The 18,466-nt window shown below is 57.7% G+C and carries 17 protein-coding genes; 2 read left to right on the forward strand and 15 right to left on the reverse strand.

Annotated elements, in window-relative coordinates:
- Positions 1-13: 13 nt before the first annotated feature.
- A complete protein-coding gene (locus VJ651_RS19815) occupies positions 14-766 on the reverse strand; it encodes a hypothetical protein (RefSeq protein ID WP_324109091.1) in 753 nt (250 codons plus the stop codon).
- Between the two features lie 220 nt (positions 767-986).
- On the opposite strand from VJ651_RS19815, the gene VJ651_RS19820 reads away from it, so the two are divergent.
- A complete protein-coding gene (locus VJ651_RS19820; RefSeq protein ID WP_324109092.1) occupies positions 987-2,162 on the forward strand; it encodes an iron-containing alcohol dehydrogenase in 1,176 nt (391 codons plus the stop codon).
- Positions 2,163-2,279: 117 nt separating this feature from the next.
- On the opposite strand, the gene VJ651_RS19825 is transcribed toward VJ651_RS19820, so the two are convergent.
- The 8 genes from VJ651_RS19825 to VJ651_RS19860 all read right to left on the reverse strand — a co-directional run bounded on the left by VJ651_RS19825 (position 2,280) and on the right by VJ651_RS19860 (position 11,935).
- Complete coding sequence (locus VJ651_RS19825; protein WP_324109093.1) at positions 2,280-3,266, reverse strand: branched-chain amino acid ABC transporter permease; 987 nt, start codon at positions 3,264-3,266, stop codon at positions 2,280-2,282.
- Positions 3,267-3,279: 13 nt separating this feature from the next.
- Positions 3,280-4,164, reverse strand: coding sequence for a branched-chain amino acid ABC transporter permease (locus tag VJ651_RS19830; protein WP_324109094.1), 885 nt, complete (start codon positions 4,162-4,164; stop codon positions 3,280-3,282).
- Positions 4,165-4,384: 220 nt separating this feature from the next.
- A complete protein-coding gene (locus VJ651_RS19835; RefSeq protein ID WP_324109095.1) occupies positions 4,385-5,596 on the reverse strand; it encodes an ABC transporter substrate-binding protein in 1,212 nt (403 codons plus the stop codon).
- A gap of 45 nt (positions 5,597-5,641) precedes the next feature.
- Positions 5,642-6,352, reverse strand: coding sequence for an ABC transporter ATP-binding protein (locus tag VJ651_RS19840; protein WP_136418191.1), 711 nt, complete (start codon positions 6,350-6,352; stop codon positions 5,642-5,644).
- Positions 6,352-7,125, reverse strand: coding sequence for an ABC transporter ATP-binding protein (locus tag VJ651_RS19845; RefSeq protein WP_324109096.1), 774 nt, complete (start codon positions 7,123-7,125; stop codon positions 6,352-6,354). Before VJ651_RS19845 ends, VJ651_RS19840 begins: the two co-directional genes overlap by 1 nt.
- A 105-nt stretch (positions 7,126-7,230) precedes the next feature.
- A complete protein-coding gene (locus VJ651_RS19850; protein ID WP_324109097.1) occupies positions 7,231-9,375 on the reverse strand; it encodes a 3-hydroxybutyrate oligomer hydrolase family protein in 2,145 nt (714 codons plus the stop codon).
- Between the two features lie 91 nt (positions 9,376-9,466).
- The gene (gene fabG, locus VJ651_RS19855) at positions 9,467-10,204 is read right to left on the reverse strand and encodes a 3-oxoacyl-[acyl-carrier-protein] reductase (protein ID WP_324109098.1); all 738 of its coding nucleotides are present in this window, start codon (positions 10,202-10,204) and stop codon (positions 9,467-9,469) included.
- 288 nt (positions 10,205-10,492) lie between these two features.
- Positions 10,493-11,935: a sigma-54 interaction domain-containing protein gene (locus VJ651_RS19860; protein ID WP_324109099.1), complete on the reverse strand. Its 1,443-nt coding sequence runs from the start codon at positions 11,933-11,935 to the stop codon at positions 10,493-10,495.
- A gap of 940 nt (positions 11,936-12,875) precedes the next feature.
- On the opposite strand from VJ651_RS19860, the gene VJ651_RS19865 reads away from it, so the two are divergent.
- Positions 12,876-13,226, forward strand: coding sequence for a response regulator (locus tag VJ651_RS19865; RefSeq protein WP_324109100.1), 351 nt, complete (start codon positions 12,876-12,878; stop codon positions 13,224-13,226).
- A 56-nt stretch (positions 13,227-13,282) separates the two neighbouring features.
- Here VJ651_RS19865 and VJ651_RS19870 read toward each other — a convergent pair whose 3' ends face one another.
- From VJ651_RS19870 to rpmI, 6 genes are all read right to left on the reverse strand, one after another.
- Complete coding sequence (locus tag VJ651_RS19870) at positions 13,283-13,672, reverse strand: MerR family transcriptional regulator (RefSeq protein WP_324109101.1); 390 nt, start codon at positions 13,670-13,672, stop codon at positions 13,283-13,285.
- Between the two features lie 11 nt (positions 13,673-13,683).
- Complete coding sequence (locus tag VJ651_RS19875; RefSeq protein WP_136418185.1) at positions 13,684-14,097, reverse strand: integration host factor subunit alpha; 414 nt, start codon at positions 14,095-14,097, stop codon at positions 13,684-13,686.
- A 35-nt stretch (positions 14,098-14,132) separates the two neighbouring features.
- Complete coding sequence (gene pheT, locus VJ651_RS19880) at positions 14,133-16,559, reverse strand: phenylalanine--tRNA ligase subunit beta (RefSeq protein WP_324109102.1); 2,427 nt, start codon at positions 16,557-16,559, stop codon at positions 14,133-14,135.
- A 75-nt stretch (positions 16,560-16,634) separates the two neighbouring features.
- Positions 16,635-17,651, reverse strand: a complete 1,017-nt coding sequence (gene pheS / locus VJ651_RS19885) for a phenylalanine--tRNA ligase subunit alpha (RefSeq protein WP_324109103.1) — start codon at positions 17,649-17,651, stop codon at positions 16,635-16,637.
- A 144-nt stretch (positions 17,652-17,795) separates the two neighbouring features.
- Complete coding sequence (gene rplT, locus VJ651_RS19890) at positions 17,796-18,155, reverse strand: 50S ribosomal protein L20 (protein WP_136418182.1); 360 nt, start codon at positions 18,153-18,155, stop codon at positions 17,796-17,798.
- Between the two features lie 20 nt (positions 18,156-18,175).
- The gene (gene rpmI / locus VJ651_RS19895; RefSeq protein ID WP_119768735.1) at positions 18,176-18,373 is read right to left on the reverse strand and encodes a 50S ribosomal protein L35; all 198 of its coding nucleotides are present in this window, start codon (positions 18,371-18,373) and stop codon (positions 18,176-18,178) included.
- Positions 18,374-18,466: the final 93 nt, after the last annotated feature.

The following is an 18,466-nucleotide window of genomic DNA, read 5'->3' on the forward strand; positions in this document are numbered from 1 at the left end:
ATCAGGCCATTTTTCAGTGTGTCAGCTGGGAGAGCAAAAAACTTCCAATGAACGCGATACCAAGGCCGATCATCCAATAGCCCCAATGGAGGCTGCGCAAGGGGGAGCGCTCTGGCTCGATGACGTGCTCAATTGCATGATTCATGCGAACAGCCGGGCGCGCGGCCTTCTCCACCGCGGGCACAGGACGAAAGGCACGCTCCTGGTTGCGCGCCCTCACCTCACGCTCGACAGTACTGGCCAGCTCGGCAAGTTCGGCGAGCTCATCGAATGTCGTATCGATGCCGCTAGTCGGGTCTGCGGTCGATTCCGCAATCGCATTCACCGTGGGTCCCTCCTGCTCGACGGATGCAGCGGTGGGCGGCGGTGACGACGGTTCGACAGACTTGGGTGTGGGCGTGAGTGCAGGCATGCGGTTAAGCAAACCGAGTTGGTCCTCCGGATCAACAAAGATAATCGTCACCGGGTCCAAAGGATCCTGTTGCAGGAATCGATCGACGACCTCGGTCTCGATCTCATCCGCGACCTGCCCCTCGATCGGCATGAAGACCTCGCTAACCAACTCCTTATTGTGCAGGGTAAGCATGGCCCGCTCGAAACGCTCGTCGGTCAAAGAGGTCAGTTTTTCACGGACTTTCTGATGGGCAGTGACGCCATCGATCATGATGAGGACCAGACGCTCGCTTTGCGTCAGCCCGTGGCTCTTGTTATAGATTTCATCGCGGCCACTTTGAGTCCGCTGGAAGATGGAGGTGGGATCGATCATAGGAGCACCCTTTCCGTATGTTTCACGTGAAACATTTGGCGTGTCGACGAACTGGAATAAAACCATCCTAGTCGATTTGCCTTGCGGCATGAATTCCCGTTACATTCAGGTACATCTGCCTGTCCCACTTTTGCCACAAGCTGTCCGTATCCAAGCCCGTCGCCCACCGACACGCTCCACACTTCGGCTTGCTACAATGCGTTATTACCAAGGAGAGACGATGACCACTTCTGCCATTTCCAACGCTTTCAGCTTCAGTACCGTCCCGCACATCGTATCCGAGCCGGGCGCAGCCAAGCGCATCGGCCTCCATGTGTCACAACATTTTCCGACTGCTCGCCGCGCACTGGTTGTCACCGACGCGGGTTTTCTGAAAACCGGTCTGGTCGATGCACCCATTGCTGCTCTTCGGGAAGCTGGATTGACTGTGAACATCTTCTCTGACGTCCTGGCCGATCCGCCGGAGGCGGTGGTGTTACAGGCGGTCGACAATGCGCGCAAGAATGAAATCGACCTGGTAATCGGAATCGGCGGCGGAAGCTCGATGGACGTGGCGAAACTGATTGCCGTGCTGACCGACAGCGAGCAGGAGCTGAAAACCATGTATGGCATTGGAAATGTGAAAGGCAGCCGACTGCCGCTGATCCAGGTGCCGACAACTGCCGGCACCGGATCGGAAGTTACGCCGATCTCCATCGTCACGACAGGTGCGACAACCAAGATGGGGGTTGTATCGCCACAGCTGTATGCGGACCTGGCCATTCTCGACGCGGAACTGACCGTCGGACTCCCGCCCAAGGTGACGGCTGCGACCGGAATCGATGCGATGGTACATGCGATCGAAGCGTATACCACCAAGCTCAAGAAGAACCCGCTGTCCGACATGCTGGCGGTCAAGGCGCTGACCTTGCTTTCAAATAATATCGTTGCCGCATGTGAAGACGGGAAAAATCTTGCAGTCCGGCAGGCAATGTTGCTCGGAGCCATGCTCGCAGGTCAATCCTTCGCGAATGCGCCTTGCGCCGCCGTCCACGCCCTCGCCTATCCGATCGGCGGAATTTTCCATGTGCCGCACGGCCTGTCGAACTCGCTTGTATTGCCGCATGTTCTCCGCTTCAATGCACCGAACGCGGCGACACACTATGCGGAGCTGGCGGAAATCGTGACGCCGGGTGTCACCGGCAGCATCGAAGCACGCACGCAAGCCTTGATCGACAGAATGGATGACATTGCCAAGCGCACCGGGATCGAAACCCGGCTGCAGCAAGTCGGTATCTGTGAAGCGGATCTCGATCGGCTTGCCGATGATGCGATGCTGCAGACACGCCTGCTCACCAACAACCCGCGCGAAGTCACGCGCGCCGACGCGCGTGCGATTTACGCGGCGGCTTTGTAATCACGGGGAAACGAACTGGCAGGAAAAGCCTGCTGGTCCAGGAAAACGCGAAAGGCACGAAATTCACTTGGAATTTTCGTGCCTTTCGCGTTTTTCGTGGACAACTGCTATGCAGGCTTAATGCGACGCGGATGACCCCGCGCTCGGTCGTTTGAATAGCGCGAGAAACTCGCCAACGATGCCTCGGCGGAAAGCCAGCACGCAGACGATGAAGATGAGCCCGGTGACGATCGTGACCGACTCGCCGATAGAGCGGAACCATTCGATGCTGGTCAGCGTTGCCAGCCAGTTGCCCAGATCACCCAGTTTGTTTTCCAGTGCAATGATCAGGATCGCGCCGACGATCGGACCGATCAGCGTACCGAGGCCGCCGACCAGCGTCATCAGCACCACCAAACCCGACATGGTCCAGTGCGCATCGGTCAGGGTTTCAAAGCCGAGCACTACGGTTTTAGTAGCGCCTGCCAGGCCCGAAAGCGCCGCCGACAGCACGAATGCGAGAAGCTTGTAGCGGTCGGTGTCGTAACCGAGCGAAATTGCGCGCGGCTCGTTCTCCTTGACCGCCTTCAACACCTGTCCAAACGGCGAATGCACGGTGCGTACGATGAGCGCGAAGGCAGCGACGGCGATGCCGAGCACCACGTAATACAGCGTCATGTCGTTCGACAGATCCACCATGCCCAGCAGCTTCCCGCGCGGCACGCCCTGCAATCCATCCTCGCCGCCGGTGAATGGCGCCTGCAGGCAGACGAAGAACAGCATCTGCGCCAGTGCCAGCGTGATCATGGTGAAGTAGATGCCCTGGCGGCGTATGGCGAGCATGCCCATGACCAGTCCGATCAATGACGCCGCAGCCACGCCCGCCACAAGACCGAGCTCGAACGGCAGACCCATGGACTTGATCGCATAGCCGGCCACATAGCCCGCGCCGCCGAAGAAGGCCGCGTGGCCGAAGGACAGCAGGCCGGTAAAACCGATCAGCAGGTTGAAGGCGCAGGCAAACAGGGCGAAGCACAGTACCTTCATCAGGAACACCGGGTACATCACAAAGGGCGCTGCCAGCGCCACTGCCAGTGCAATTGCATATCCGACTTTGCTATTCATGCGATACCCTCTCTTACTTCTCTTTACCGAACAAGCCCGCAGGGCGAATCATCAAGACGATCGCCATGATAATGAACACGACGGTGGCCGATGCTTCCGGATAGAACACACGGGTCAGGCCTTCGATCACGCCCAGCCCGAGGCCGGTAAGGATCGACCCCATGATGGAACCCATGCCGCCGATCACGACCACCGCGAACACCACGATGATCAGGTTGGAACCCATCAAGGGCGACACCTGGATCACCGGCGCCGCCAGCACGCCGGCGAAGGCCGCCAGCGCGACGCCAAAGCCATAGGTGAGCGTCACCATCAGCGGGACATTGATGCCGAAGGCTTCCACCAGTTTCGGGTTCTCGGTGCCTGCGCGCAGGTAGGCGCCGAGCTTGGTCTTCTCGATGATGAACCAGGTCGCGAAGCACACCACCAGCGACGCCAGCACCACCCATGCGCGGTATTTCGGCAGGATCATGAAGCCCAGGTTGAAGGCGCCGGACAAGGCTTCCGGCACCGAATAGGGCTGCCCGGAAACGCCGTAAAACGAGCGGAACAAGCCTTCGACCATGAGCGTGATGCCGAAGGTCAGCAGCAGGCCGTACAGATGGTCCAGCTTGTACAGCCAGCGCAGCATAGTCCTTTCAATGATGATGCCGAAGATGCCCACCAGGACCGGGGCGGCGATCAGCATCACCCAGTAATTGATCTCGAAATAGTTCATCCCCATCCAGGCGAGGAAGGCGCCCATCATGTACAACGCGCCGTGCGCGAAATTGATCACGTTGAGCAGGCCGAAGATGACCGCGAGGCCGAGCGACAGCATCGCGTAGAACGAACCGTTGACCAGGCCAAGCAATAGCTGGCTCAGCATTGCTTGCAGAGGGATGCCGAATATTTCCATAAGCGGAATAAGAAAAATTGCTGCTGAACGAGCGGCGCGGAAACGCTACGCCACCGCCATGAGCGCCCGAATGCGGGGCGGGCTGCGCGAGGGCTGATGCAGGAATGGGCTTCCATGTCCTGACACGCGCCCTCCACTCCTGCCCCTCTCACTTGCCGGAGAGGGGCCTGTGCTGCACTTGCGTCATGCCTGGATTTCCGGCGGTACAGCCGCCTTCAAACTACTTCCACAACGCGCACTTGGATTCGGCCTTGGTGGTAAAGGCCTGGTCGCCCGGAATCGTTTGCGCAACCTTGTAGTAGTCCCACGGATGCTTGGATTCCGACGGCTTCTTCACTTCCATCAGGAACATGTCGTGCACCATGCGCCCGTCCGGACGGATCACGCCATTCTTGGCATACATGTCGTTGACCTTGGTCTTCTTGAACTGGTCCAGGACCTTGTCCGGATCATCGGTGCCGGCAGCCTTCACGGCCTGCAGGTAATGCAAGGCAGACGAGTAGTCGGCCGCCTGTAGGGACGACGGTTCCTTCTTCATCTTTTCGAAGTAGCGCTTGGACCAGGCGCGGGTATCGTTATTCATGTCCCAATACCAGCTGTCGGTCAGGTACATGCCCTGTGTCAGGTTCAGGCCGAGGGAATGCACGTCGTTGATGAACATCAGCAGGCCGGCCAGCTTCATCGTTTTGGTGATGCCGAATTCGTTGGCTGCCTTGATCGCATTGATGGTGTCGCCGCCCGCGTTGGCCAGGCCCAGGATCTGCGCCTTGGAAGCCTGCGCCTGCAGCAGGAAGGACGAGAAGTCGGAAGCCGACAGCGGATGCTTGACGCTGCCCAGTACCTTGCCGCCGTTGGCCTTCACGACCGCGGCCGTGTCGTTTTCGAGCGAAGCGCCGAACGCGTAGTCCGCAGTCAGGAAGAACCAGCTTTTGCCGCCCTGCTTCACGACCGCCGAGCCGGTGCCCTTCGCGAGCGCGACCGTATCGTAGGCATAGTGCACGGTGTAAGGCGAGCACTCTTCATTGGTCAGGCGGGCCGTGCCGGCGCCGATGGCGATGAAGGGCTTCTTCTTTTCTGCCGCGACCTTGGCCATGGACAGGCTGGTGGCCGAGTTGGTGCCGGCGATCAGCACGTCGACGCCTTCGCGGTCGAACCATTCGCGCGCCTTCGAGGCAGCGATATCGGCCTTGTTCTGGTGATCGGCGGTAACCAGCTCGATTTTCTTGCCGTTGATCGATCCGCCTGCATCGGCGATAGCCATCTTGATTGCTTCGGCGCCGCCCGGACCGTCGATGTCCGCGTACAAGCCCGACATGTCGGTGATGAAGCCGATCTTGATCGTATCACCGGAAATCTGCGCGTTTGCAGTACCGCCGATGCCGGCGAAGACGGATGCGACGGCGAGAGTGATCACGGTTGATTTGAGTTTCATTATTTCTCCTCTGTTTTAGGTAGTGTTACAACGGCACTTCTATTCTCAGACACCCAGCAGTTCGTGCAGAACAGGCATCTTCGACTCCAGCTGCGATGATGCAAAGGACTCGACAATATGCCCGTGCTCCATCACATAAAACCGATCCGCCAAGGGTGCGGCGAAGCGGAAGTTCTGTTCCACCATCACGATCGTGTAGCCCTTTTCCTTCAGGGTAGTGATCATGCGTGCGAGTGCCTGCACGATGACGGGTGCCAGGCCCTCGGAAATTTCATCCAGCAGCAAGAGACGCGCACCGGTGCGCAGGATGCGCGCCACGGCCAGCATCTGCTGCTCGCCGCCGGACAGGCGCGTTCCCTGGCTGGAGCGACGTTCTTCGAGATTCGGAAACATCTTGTAGATCTCCTCGACTGACATGCCCTTCGAGGTCTTCGACACCATCGGCGGCAGCATCAGGTTTTCCTCGGTGGACAAGGACGAGAAGATACCGCGCTCTTCCGGGCAATAGCCGACACCGAGATGGGCAACCTTATGCGTCGGCAAGCCGATCGATTCGACGCCGTTGAGCTTGATCGATCCCTCGCGCGTGCCGGTCAGGCCCATGATGGAGCGAAGCGTCGTCGTCCGTCCCGCGCCGTTGCGCCCGAGCAGGGTGACGACTTCGCCCGGCTGCACGGACAGATTGACGTCATGCAGGATGTGCGACTCGCCGTACCAGGCCTTGAGGTTCTTGATTTCAAGTGCAGCCGCAGCCATCAATGCGCTCCTTCCAGTTCGCCCGCGCTGGTGCCCATGTAAGCTTCCATCACCTGCGGATTGCTCGATACTTCTTCGTAGGTACCTTCAGCGAGCAGCGAACCGCGCTGAAGAACAGAAATCTTGTCGCAAATGCCCGACACGACGCTCATGTTGTGCTCCACCATCAGGATGGTGCGGCCGGTCGAGACTTTCTTGATCAATTCGGTGACGCGGTGGACGTCCTCATGGCCCATGCCCTGGGTCGGTTCGTCGAGCAGCATCAGCTCGGGTTCCATCGAGAGGGTCGTCGCGATCTCAAGCGCGCGCTTGCGGCCGTAAGGCAAGTCCACGGTCATGGTGTCGGCGAAGCTCTCCAGATCGACCTCGGCCAGCAGTTCGAGCGCGCGCTGATTCAACTGCGTCAGCGTCTTTTCGCTCTTCCAGAAATGGAAGGAAGTGCCGAGCGCGCGCTGCAGGCCGATGCGCACGTTTTCAAGGACCGTGAGATGCGGAAAGACAGCGGAGATCTGGAACGAGCGAATCACTCCCCGATGCGCAATCTGTTCGGGTGCCAATGCGGTGATATCGTCGCCGTTGTATAAAATCGATCCGGCCGTCGGCGTCAGGAATTTCGTCAGCAGGTTGAAAAACGTCGTCTTGCCCGCGCCGTTCGGCCCGATCAGTGCGTGGATAGAACCGCGCCTGACCTTGAAGTTGACGTCATTCACTGCGATGAACCCCTTGAAGCCCTTGGTCAGGTTCCTCGTCTCAAGTATGACTTCGCTTGCCATCCATTTTCTCCAATGTTGCTGCGTTGCTTGTTGCGCTTTTCATGTTGCGCGAGGCTCCGCACGCGCCGGCCTTGTCTTACCGGTCGCGTGCGCTCTCACGACCGATCAGTTCGGAATCGCGAGCGTATTGTTTTCAAAGCTGATCGTGTTGGCTGCCGCGGGCGTCGTTGCGATCGACGGCATGTTGGCTGCCGTGAGCGCCGGCGCCGAACCGGGACTGCCTCCGCGCGGCGTGGTACGCACGACCTGACTGCCAGGCAGCGCGGCGCCGCTATTCAGGTAGGCCCACATTCTGTCGAGCGCCTGAATCAGGTAGTAATGCAGCGGAATCAGCCTGCTGTCATAGCCGGGCAACAGCGGATTGTCGATAAAGGTATCGAAGTGATTGGCGTTCTCCACCTCGATGTAGCGTGCGTTGGTCCCGGAACCGGACATCTGCACCGCGCCAAAATAGGCGCGCGAGGTCTGGTTGATCGGAAGCAGTGCATCGCTTCGCCCGGCGACGATCAGGGTCGGCTTGTTGCGCAGGTTGCCGTTGAGCTGAACTTCCGCGATACCTTGCTGTACCCGCTGCGACTTCGCGAGCATGTCGCCGGTCAGGGCAGCACCGGTTACCGGATCTTTGCCGGTAACAAGCGCGCGCTGACAGAGAGCGCCGTCAAGCGCGAAGTCCGTCAGGTTGGTCGAGGGCGAGGTGGCAAGCAGATCAAGCTTGGCGCCGCCAACCGAGTCGTTATAGACAATGTTGACGCCGCTGGTCGGCGGAACGCCATTGCCGGAACCGAACAGGCCGGCTTGCACTGCCGGATTTTGTGCAGCCACATTGCCGCTGGAATCGGTGGCTGCGAAGCTGAAGCCACACAGATTGTCGGCAACGCCAAACCGTCCGAGTGCGTTGGTGTAAGTCATCGCGATCGAGGGGGTAGCGAGGCGATAGTGTGACGAGTGCAAGACGTCCTGCTCCGCCTCCCATCCATATGCATGCATCTTTGCCAGTGCGTCGGCGGCCTGCTCGGCAGTGGTCGCGCCCGACAACAGCCCTTTTGCCGCCAACGCCGCGCAACGGTTCGTCGCGTTGGTCGTCGACAGCAAGGCGGAGCCCGGGCTGCTCGGCACCGCGAGCGATGCACATCCCTGGTACAGGTTGGCGTAGGTGAAGTAGTCGATCAGTGGCTTGCCAATCGTGCTGACTGCCGTACCGCCGCGCTTGATGGTCAGGCCCGCGGTGGATTTCGGCTGGGCGTTCGGCTCTGTCACCACGACTGCGTCGATGAGACCTTGCGTGTCCTGCTCGGCCGCCATCAGCGCAGCGCCGGCACCATTCGACACGCTCGAAGCGATGACCTTGGTATTCGACGGTGCGATCGTGCGCACCTTCACACCGCCGGAGCTGGTGCCGTATTGGTCGTTGAGGACATAGAAAGCGAACTCGACAGCCTGCAATGTGTTCTTGCCCCAATCCTTTTCCGGATTCTGCTGTGAATGGGCATGCTTGTAGGCGACGCGGTTCGGGAACAGCGCGTTGTAGGCAGTGCGAGCCGCATCGGTCAGTACGGCCTTGAAGTGCGCGGCAGTTCCCGCTGTCGCGGCGTCGGCCGGCACGCCGGTCATCAGCGTGACCGTATTGCTCATCAAATCGTGATAGCCATTGCCGGTGCCCTTGTCGGTGTAGGCAACCGCACAACCGTGCTTGAGGCCCCATTCGCCGGACGTCCCGATCGCGCCGTAAATTCCGCGCGAGCCGGATGAAGTTGCAGTGACCACGCACGGCTTGCCGGCATCGAAGGTATTCGGAACCTGGACCATCAACACGACGTTCTGCAGCCCGCTGCCATCGTCGGCATAGGCAATGTATTCCTTGCCCGCGATCTTGCCGGAACCGCTGGTCGCGACGCCATCCGTGCCCACGTTCGGCCCGAACAATGTGCCGTACCCACCATTTGCGTTGACGTCGACCAGCGCGCGGTAGTTGTTGTAGATGGCCGACTTGCGCAGTTCCGATGCGGTCGGACTGGAAGGATTGGCAAAGGTCGGCGCCGCGCCTTGCAGGCCGCTCGCGCCGAGACCGGCGGTGAGCAGGTCATCGCTGTTGCCGTCGTAGGTCTGGCTGCTGACGCTGCCCTTCACAAACGAAGGCAGTGTATTCACCTGGCCCAGTGCTATCGGTGACGAGTCGCCACCGCCACCACATCCGGCAAGCAGCCCTGCTGCCACCAATGAAGAAAATCCCAATGTCCTGCGTGTTGCCATGTCGTCTCGCTCCTTGAAGGTGCCCGCCGTTGCCGGTCGGGCTGTTGATTTTTTTTGGAACTTCACACCACACAACCGATACTTGCCGCCTCTACAGGGTCATCCCTCCACATACTTCGATGACCGCGCCATTGATGTAACTTGCTTCATCCGATGCGAGAAAAGCGAAGGTGCTCGCGATCTCTTCCGGTTTGCCAAGCCGGCCGAGCGGCACGCGCTCTTCCAGCTCGCGAATGACCTTTTCCGGCATGGATTTGAGAATCGAGGTTTCGATGAATCCAGGACAGACCGCATTGACGCGAATGCCATGCCGCCCCAGTTCGCGTGCCCAGGTTTTTGCCATGCCGATGACACCGAATTTGCTGGCGGCGTAATTGGTCTGCCCGAAGTTGCCGTAAATGCCGACGATCGAGGAGGCATTGAGGACCACGCCCGCCTTCCTCTCGATCATGGCGTCCACTACGGCCTTGGTGCAGTTGTAGGTACCCTTCAGGTTGACGTCGATGACCTTGTCGAACTGTTCGTCGGTCATCTTCTTGAGTTGCGCATCGGCGACAATGCCGGCGTTGTTGACGAGCACGTCGATATGTCCGTAGGTGGTCAAGGCGCTGCGCACCATCGATTCGATGCTCTCCGCCTTCGTCACATCCACCTTGAAGCCAATCGCCTGCCCGCCTTGCAGGCGGATTTGCGCAACCGTTTCAGCCACTGAGTCGTCGAGGTCGCAGACAACGAGCTTCGCGCCCTCCCGTGCAAATTTGAGTGCGGTTGCCTTGCCGATACCTTTGCTTGCGCCCGTGATGAGCGCCACCTTGTTTGAGAGCCGCACCTTGCCTCCGTCGTCAACTTCCAGAAAGATGAAGGCAAGCAGGTTTTTGGTTTGACTGCATCAGCTTGGCCACCATCAGCGAATAATCACCAATGGCAATTGCCATGCCAATGAATGTAAGTTATTGATTTAAAAGAAATTAAAACAGAATAGTCAGCACAACGACCGATTGAGAGGCCAAATGCGAGGGAAAATATGCCCAAACTTTAGACACATTTAAGTTATATCTTGTTATCTCTTTGAATTATAACGAATTTCAAAAATGTCTATTAATTGTACATATGCCTATTAATCAGACAATAGCTTGAAATCGGTGATTTTTTGATAGAGGGTTGCGCGCGAAATGCCAAGCAGTCGCGCGGCCAATGCCTTATTGCCGCCAGTGTTTTCCAGCGCTGAGCGAATCGCCTGCTTCTCGACTTCCGCGACGGCGTCGGCCAGCGGACGAATGCTTGCCTTGGAATCGCCGTTTGCGGCTGCGCCACTCGGCAAGCTTGTCTTGGCATCCATCGAGAGGATGGTCGCAAAATCCTCCGCAGACAGCGCGATACTATCCGTCAACATTCCCGCCTGTTCCAGTGCGTTGCGCAGTTCGCGCACATTTCCCGGCCAGCTGTACGAAGCAAGGAAAGCGCGCGCCGAAGGCGTGAGCTCCCGTTGCGGCATGCCGGTGCGCGTCGCAATCTGCTCCAGAAGATGTTCGCACAAGGCATCCAGATCGCCGAGCCGCTCTCGCAAGGGTGGAAGAAGAATCGGCAGCACGTTCAACCGATAGTACAAGTCGGACCGGAACTTGCCGTCGGCAACAAGCTGCTTGAGGTCATGACTGGTGGCGGCGATCACCCGCACATCCACCTTGATGATCTTGTTGGAGCCGAGCGGCTCGATTTCCTGCTCCTGCAAGACGCGCAACAGCTTGGCCTGCACTTGCAATGGCATGTCGCCAACCTCGTCGAGGAACAATGTTCCGCCGTCGGCAATCTTGAATTTGCCATCCCTTCCCTTACGATCGGCTCCGGTGTACGCACCCGGCGCCACGCCGAAGAATTCCGCCTCGAGCAGGGATTCCGGCACTGCTGCAATGTTGATGCCGACAAAAGCCTTGCCGGCCCGGCCCGATGCGGCATGAATACCGTGCGCGAGCAGTTCCTTGCCGCTGCCGGTTTCACCGAGCAGCAGCACCGTGGTGTCAAGTTGTGCCGCCCTCCGAGCACGGTGCTTGAGCTCGAGCGAGACCGGGCTGACACCGATGAAGCTGGATATGGAGTATTTGGTATGGCGCAGCTGCGCCAGCTCCTTCTTGGTGTTGGCCAGGGCCCACTGCAGTTCGGCAAACTTCGACACCAGCGGCTTCAGGCGCTGCAAGCGGTCATACAGCGCAAATCCGAGCGCACCGATGATCTTTCCGGCCTCATCCTTCATGGGAATCCGCATTACCACCAAAGGCTGGTCACGAATCATCATGATGTCCAGCAGAATAGGCCTGCCAGTCTGCACAACCTCGCGCATGCGGCTATTCGGAATGATCTCTTCAACAGGCTTTCCCAGCGCGTCGTCCGGACCTTTCAAGCCGAGGAAGGCCACGTATTTGTCATTGATCCAGGCGATACGCCCCTGATCGTCAACCGCCATGGTTCCTTCGCAGGAATCATCGAACAAGTCGAGAAGAGATTGCATTCCTACCCGCAGGAAGCTGTCCACGTCCCAGGAAGAACCAACAGACGTCTTCATATCATCTCCATCTTGACCTTTGGGAAAACCGATTCCAAGCAAACAAGCTTGCCCGATTATAGATGCTCTTCGGCAACATTGTCTTCAGGTCAGCATTTTTCTACGCCTGTGCGATGCTCTTTTCTACCCAAAACCGAACACAGCATAGCTCAACCAAAGGTAATAAATCTGCAAATGAACCGTCCGCACGGCTGAACGCTTCAGGCGCTTTTCGCTCTTAATGAGATGGCTGGCCATGGTCATAGCGTGATACCGCTGCAGTAGAGGAATCAACTTTGCACCGTGATTCCCTAACAAATTGTGCAAGCGATCGGTACGGCTCATGACCTGAGCCAATGCGATAACCGAGCTTGCCGTCGCGACCTACCTCAATTGCCAGTCGCACTCGCGCGATCTCCCACACATATGACGAGTTCATGCTGTTCGAATTAACGCACTGCAAGGCAACTCCCCAATGGGCAAACATCTGGTTCAATTTTATGATGATGAGGCATTCCTTGTTGAGGAGATATGGAGCTTCATTGGCCCATGCCTGCGCATCGCGGGGCGTGGCTGCCCTCATCGCATCGAAGCCGCGTCGAGAGCACAAGACAGCCAAGTACACCGATACCGGCGTATGCATTTTATTCAGCGCGTCACGAAGGAGAAGCGATGCTGCTCAGCGACAATGGCATCGGCATTGCGCCAGACCTTCGCGAAAAGATTTTCGATCTGTTCGTCCAGGACGTGCATCGCTGCCGAAGGCGCACGACGGGCTTGGGCTCTCGGGCTCAGTGCAACTCAATGGCGGTACCGTGCGGGCGCATAGCGAAGTCTATGGCCACGGCGGCGAATTCGTAGTGACGTTGCCGCTTGGTGCGACAACACCGCTCATTGCTCCACAGGCGACAGCCTCTCCCAATCACCAATGCAGAACGCACAGCCACGCACAATACTGATCGTGGACGACAACATCGATGCAGCCGAATCCCTGAGTGAATTTCTTAAGGCTGTCGGACACGATGTTCATGTTGCAAACGATGGCTTAAGTGCAATCGATAAAGCCGAAAAGCTCAGGCCGGATATCGTGATTCTCGACATCGGCATGCCCGCGATGGATGGCTATCAGGTTGCGCAATATCTTCGCACCAAGGGCGGCCTGACTTCATCCCTGCTGATCGCGGTCACCGGCTATGCCCAGGAACAGGATCGCATTTCAGCCCAGAAAGCAGGGTTCGATCACCATTTTGCCAAGCCGCTGGATTTCAGAAAATTGACAGAAATTCTGGCCTCTCATTGCAACAGGCAATAAAAAAGCCGCATGGCAGCGGCTCTTTCAAAATACAAGCGGTTATTGACGCATGCCGGTCATCGCTTCAACAGATCAAGGATCTCCGACAATTCGTTACGGATGGAAATCGTGTTCAATTCAAGTGGCGGCAAGCCCGCAGCGAGATCGTCTTCTCCATTCCCGTTGGTCATGCGGCTGTCGAGCTTGTTGCGCGCGCCGCTGATTGTGAAGCCCTGCTCGTACAAGAGTTCGCGAATGCGGCGAATCAGAAGTACTTCATGGTGCTGGTAATAGCGCCGATTCCCGCGGCGCTTCACCGGCTTCAACTGCGTGAACTCCTGCTCCCAGTAGCGCAGTACATGCGGTTTCACGCCGCATAAGTCGCTCACCTCACCGATTGTGAAATAGCGTTTCGCCGGTATCGGCGGCAAAACAACCGCATCGGATTTGTGAGAACGCTCGGTCATGATTGGTCAGCTCAGGCCAGGCGCACCAGCGGTTTGCCGCTCGCGGCTTCCACCATGCTTTTCAGCTTCTGGCTCGCGTGAAAGGTGACAACGCGTCTTGCTGTGATCGGGATTTCTTCGCCGGTCTTCGGATTGCGTCCAGGCCGCTGCGGCTTGTCGCGCAACTGGAAATTGCCGAAGCCTGACAATTTGACCGACTCTCCGCGCTCAAGCGCGTTGCGGATTTCGTCGAAAAACGTCTCGACCATGTCCTTGGCTTCGCGCTTGTTCAAACCCACCTGCTCGAAGAGAAGTTCGGCTAATTCCGCCTTGGTCAGCGTCGGCAGCTCCTTCTCAGCCTGCGTGCGCGCCTGTGCCTCTTGCATTGCACGATTGAGGTCGGCGGCCAAAACGGATTGAAGTTCGGCTGGGTTCACGTCATTCATAATAGTTGTCGTCCCTGCCCTGCTATTGTTTCCGTTCATGCGCGCAACTTGGCGCCATGCTTCTTATCGACAGATGCGATGAACGCAGCCATTGCGGCATCCACTTTATCGTCTTGCAGGGTAGTTTGAGTATCTTGCAAGGTGAATCGGAAAGCAAGACTTTTTTCGTCATTTTCCAGCCCCTTGCCGCGATATTCATCAAATAAAACAATGGCTTGCATGATAGCACAGGCAGGATTTGCTTGTCGTTCCCCAATAAAGGTGTCGATCAAATCCTGTGCTTGCACCGATTGTTTGACAACCACGGCGATATCACGTGTTACTGCCGGGAATTTCGATATCTCGCGATATTCCGGAATGTCACGCGACCGCAATGCCAATACGTCAACTTCAAACACGACCGGCGCGAACGGCAAGTCGTACTTCTGCTGCCAGCGCGGATGCAGTTCTCCAACGAATCCCACCACTCTTCCGTCAGCCAGGATCTGTGCCGAACGCCCGGGATGCAAGGCGGCATGCTCTGCCTTGACGAAGCGTAGCGGTTTGGGTGCAAACAGGACTTCCAGATCCGCCTTTATATCGAAGTAATCCACATTGCGCGTCGGCAGTCCCCACTGTTCCTCAGCGACCGGTCCGTACGCAATCGCTGCGACACGCTTGGGCTGATCGTAGCCTGCCACAGACAAGGGACCATCCATAACGGCCGAATCGCGCAAGTAGACGGCACCGACCTCGAACAGTCGCACGCGATTGATTTTCCGGTTCAAGTTGTAGCGTACATTCGCTACCAGGCTGCCAATCAGCGAGGAGCGCATCACGCTCATCTGGCTGGCGATCGGATTGAGCAAGCGAATCGGATTGGTATTCGCGGCGAAATCGGTTTCCCATGCCTCTTCGACAAAGCTGAAATTGACGACTTCCTGATAGTCGAAGTCGGCCAATTGATGACGAATCGCGAACAGCGAACGCGTATTTTCCGGTGCGATATGCATCGTATTCGGAGCGACCGGAGGCAGCGCGGGAATATTTTCGAATCCGTAGACGCGGGCGATTTCCTCGATCAAGTCTTCCTCGATCTCGATATCGAAACGGTAGGACGGAGGCGTGACGGCAAACAGGCCCGGCTCCTGCGCAAACTCGAGCCCGAGCCGCGTAAAGATATCGGCAATCTGTTCATCCGAAATCTGGATGCCGATCACCTTCACCGCGCGCGCAGTCCTCACCGCGACAGGCTTGCGTTGCGGCAGGTTGACGACATGATCGTCTACCGGACCGACTACCGTATCCGCGCCACCGCAGATTTCAACGATCAGGGCGGTGATACGCTCAATGTCTTCAACCGTCGTTGCGTAATCAACCCCACGCTCGAAGCGGTGGGCGGCATCCGTCGAGAAATTGTATCGGCGTGCGCGCCCCTGGATCGCCTGTGGCCACCAGAACGCAGCCTCAAGGTAGATATTCTGCGTGTCGAGCGAAACCGCCGTCGAGTCGCCGCCCATGATACCGGCGAGAGACTCGATTTCCCGATCATCCGCAATCACGCCAACCCAGTTGTCCACCTCAACCGTATTGCCGTTCAAAAGCTTCAACGACTCCCCTGCCCGGCCCCAACGTACATCCAGCCCGCCATGGATCTTGTCCAGATCGAATACATGCGACGGACGACCCAGTTCGAGCATGACATAGTTGGAAATGTCGACCAGCGCTGAAATCGGCCGCTGACCACTGCGTTCGAGCCGGCGCTTCATCCAGTCAGGCGTTTCCGCCCTGGCGTTCAGACCGCGAATGACACGTCCCGAGAAACGTCCGCACAGATCGGGGGCCGACACTTTGACAGGCAGTTTCTCTCCCGTCGTTACGGCAACCGGCTTGTTGGTCGGTACCTTCAGCGGTGCGCCAGTCAGGGCCGACACTTCACGTGCGATGCCCAGCACCGACAAGCAATCGGCCTTGTTCGGCGTGAGCTTGATGGTGAACTTGAGGTCGTTGAGCTGATAGTAATCGCGGAAGTTCTGACCGACCGGCGCATCGTCGGGCAAGGACAGCAGTCCTCCGTGATCTTCCGACAGCTTCAACTCGCGTGCGGAGCACAACATTCCCTGCGATTCCACGCCGCGCAACTTTCCCACCTTGATTTCAAATGGCTTGCCATCCTCGCCCGGCGGCAGCTTTGCACCCGCCATGGCACATGCCACTTTCATTCCCGGACGAACATTCGGTGCGCCGCAGACGATGTTCAGCAGCGTGCCGGTCCCCGCATCCACCTGGCACACGTTCAGGCGATCAGCGTTCGGATGCTTCGCAACCTCAATCACCTTGGCCACCACGACATTGGAAAACGGCGGCACGACGGGCTCGACCTCTTCGACCTCCAGACCAGACATCGTCAGCAGATGCGATAACTCGTCCGAAGTCATCTTCGGATCGACCAGTGTACGGAGCCAGCTCTCGGAAAATTGCATAGTTCAGACTTTCAGCCACAGATTCCACGAAGCGCATTGAGCCGGTCTACAGCTCGACACCCTCCGTGACGAGGTTTAGTTGAATTGTTTCAGGAAACGCAGATCGCCCTCATAGAAGAGGCGCAAGTCGTTGATTCCATAGCGCAGCATCGTCAGACGTTCCAGGCCCGAGCCGAAGGCGAAGCCAATGTACTTCTCCGGGTCGAGTCCGAAATTGCACACCACGGTAGGATGGACCTGGCCGGCGCCGGACACTTCCAGCCAGCGCCCCTTGAGCGGTCCGCTCCCAAACGCGATATCGATCTCCGCGGACGGTTCGGTAAAAGGGAAATACGAAGGACGGAACCGCACCTGCAGGTCATCAGTTTCAAAAAACGCCTGCACGAAATTCAGATAGACGCCCTTCAGATCGGCAAAGCTGATGTCTTCCGCGATCCACAAACCCTCGACCTGATGAAACATCGGCGAGTGGGTTGCGTCGCTGTCGACACGATAGGTACGCCCCGGCGCAATCACCTTGATCGGCGGCTTGTTCATGCGGGCGTAACGAACCTGCATCGGGCTGGTATGCGTACGCAGCAGAAGCGGCTTGCCCTGGGTGTCGTTTCCTTCAATGTAGAAGGTGTCCTGCATCGAACGGGCCGGATGGTTTTCCGGGCTGTTCAATGCGGTGAAATTGGTCCAGTCATTTTCAATTTCCGGGCCGTCTGCAACATCAAAGCCCACGGAGCGGAAAATCTCTTCAATGCGCTCCCAGGTGCGCATCACTGGATGGATACCGCCTTTGCCGCGCCCGCGGCCCGGCAGCGTGACATCGATCGCTTCGGCATTCAGGCGCGCCTGCATTTGCGCGTTCGCCAGCGCGTCACGTCGGGCATTCAACGCAGCTTCAATTTTTTCCTTGGCGGCATTGATGATCGCGCCTTGTGTCTTGCGCTCTTCCGGCGCGAGCTTTCCAAGGCCCTTCATCTGCTCTGTAATCTGCCCGGTCTTGCCAAGGTACTTCGCTTTTGCATTCTCCAGCGCTGCGGCATCGCCTGCTTCAGCAAAGTCGGCTTGAGCCTGGACGACAATTTGATCGAGGGAATTCATGCGGCTTTTTCGCCCGTGAAAAGAAATCGAAAAACAGAAACCTGCTCGGTGAAAGCGGCGATTCAAAATAAAACGGGGCACAGGTGTGTGACCTCTGCCCCGCTTTTTGCAGTGCCGCTCACGCGACACAAACGATCACAACACTCAAGCGGCGATACTGGCCTTCACCTGGTTGACAATCGCGGCAAATGCCGGCTTGTCCATCACCGCCATATCAGCCAGGACCTTGCGGTCAAGTCCGATGTTGGCTTTCTTGAGGCCGTTCATGAATACGCTGTAGGTAACGCCGTGCGCGCGCGTCGCTGCGTTGATACGAGTAATCCACAATGCGCGGAATACGCGCTTCTTGTTGCGACGGTCGCGATAGGCATATTGACCGGCGCGCATGACCGCCTGCTTGGCGATACGGTAGACATTACCGCGACGACCACGATAGCCCTTGGCTAGATCGAGAACTTTCTTATGACGGGCCCGTGCTGTGACCCCACGTTTGACTCGAGGCATGTTAGCTCCTTAGTGTGAGGTTAAGCGAACGGCATCATCGCGCGAACGGAGTTCATGTTTGTATCATGAACGTCCACTGCACCGCGCAACTGGCGTTTGTTCTTGGTGGTTTTCTTGGTCAGGATGTGACGCTTGAAGGCTTGACCGCGCTTGACGGTACCGCCCGGACGTACGCGGAAGCGCTTTTTAGCGCTGCTCTTCGTCTTCATTTTAGGCATAGCAATATCTGTCCTTGCGGACAGCTCCATTTTTAACATGATTGCAGGTGGCAATACTTCATTGCACTTGGATGCCTGCTTTCACTTGTTTTG

It is taken from the genome of Noviherbaspirillum sp. (assembly GCF_035254865.1).
Lineage (GTDB): Bacteria > Pseudomonadota > Gammaproteobacteria > Burkholderiales > Burkholderiaceae_D > Noviherbaspirillum.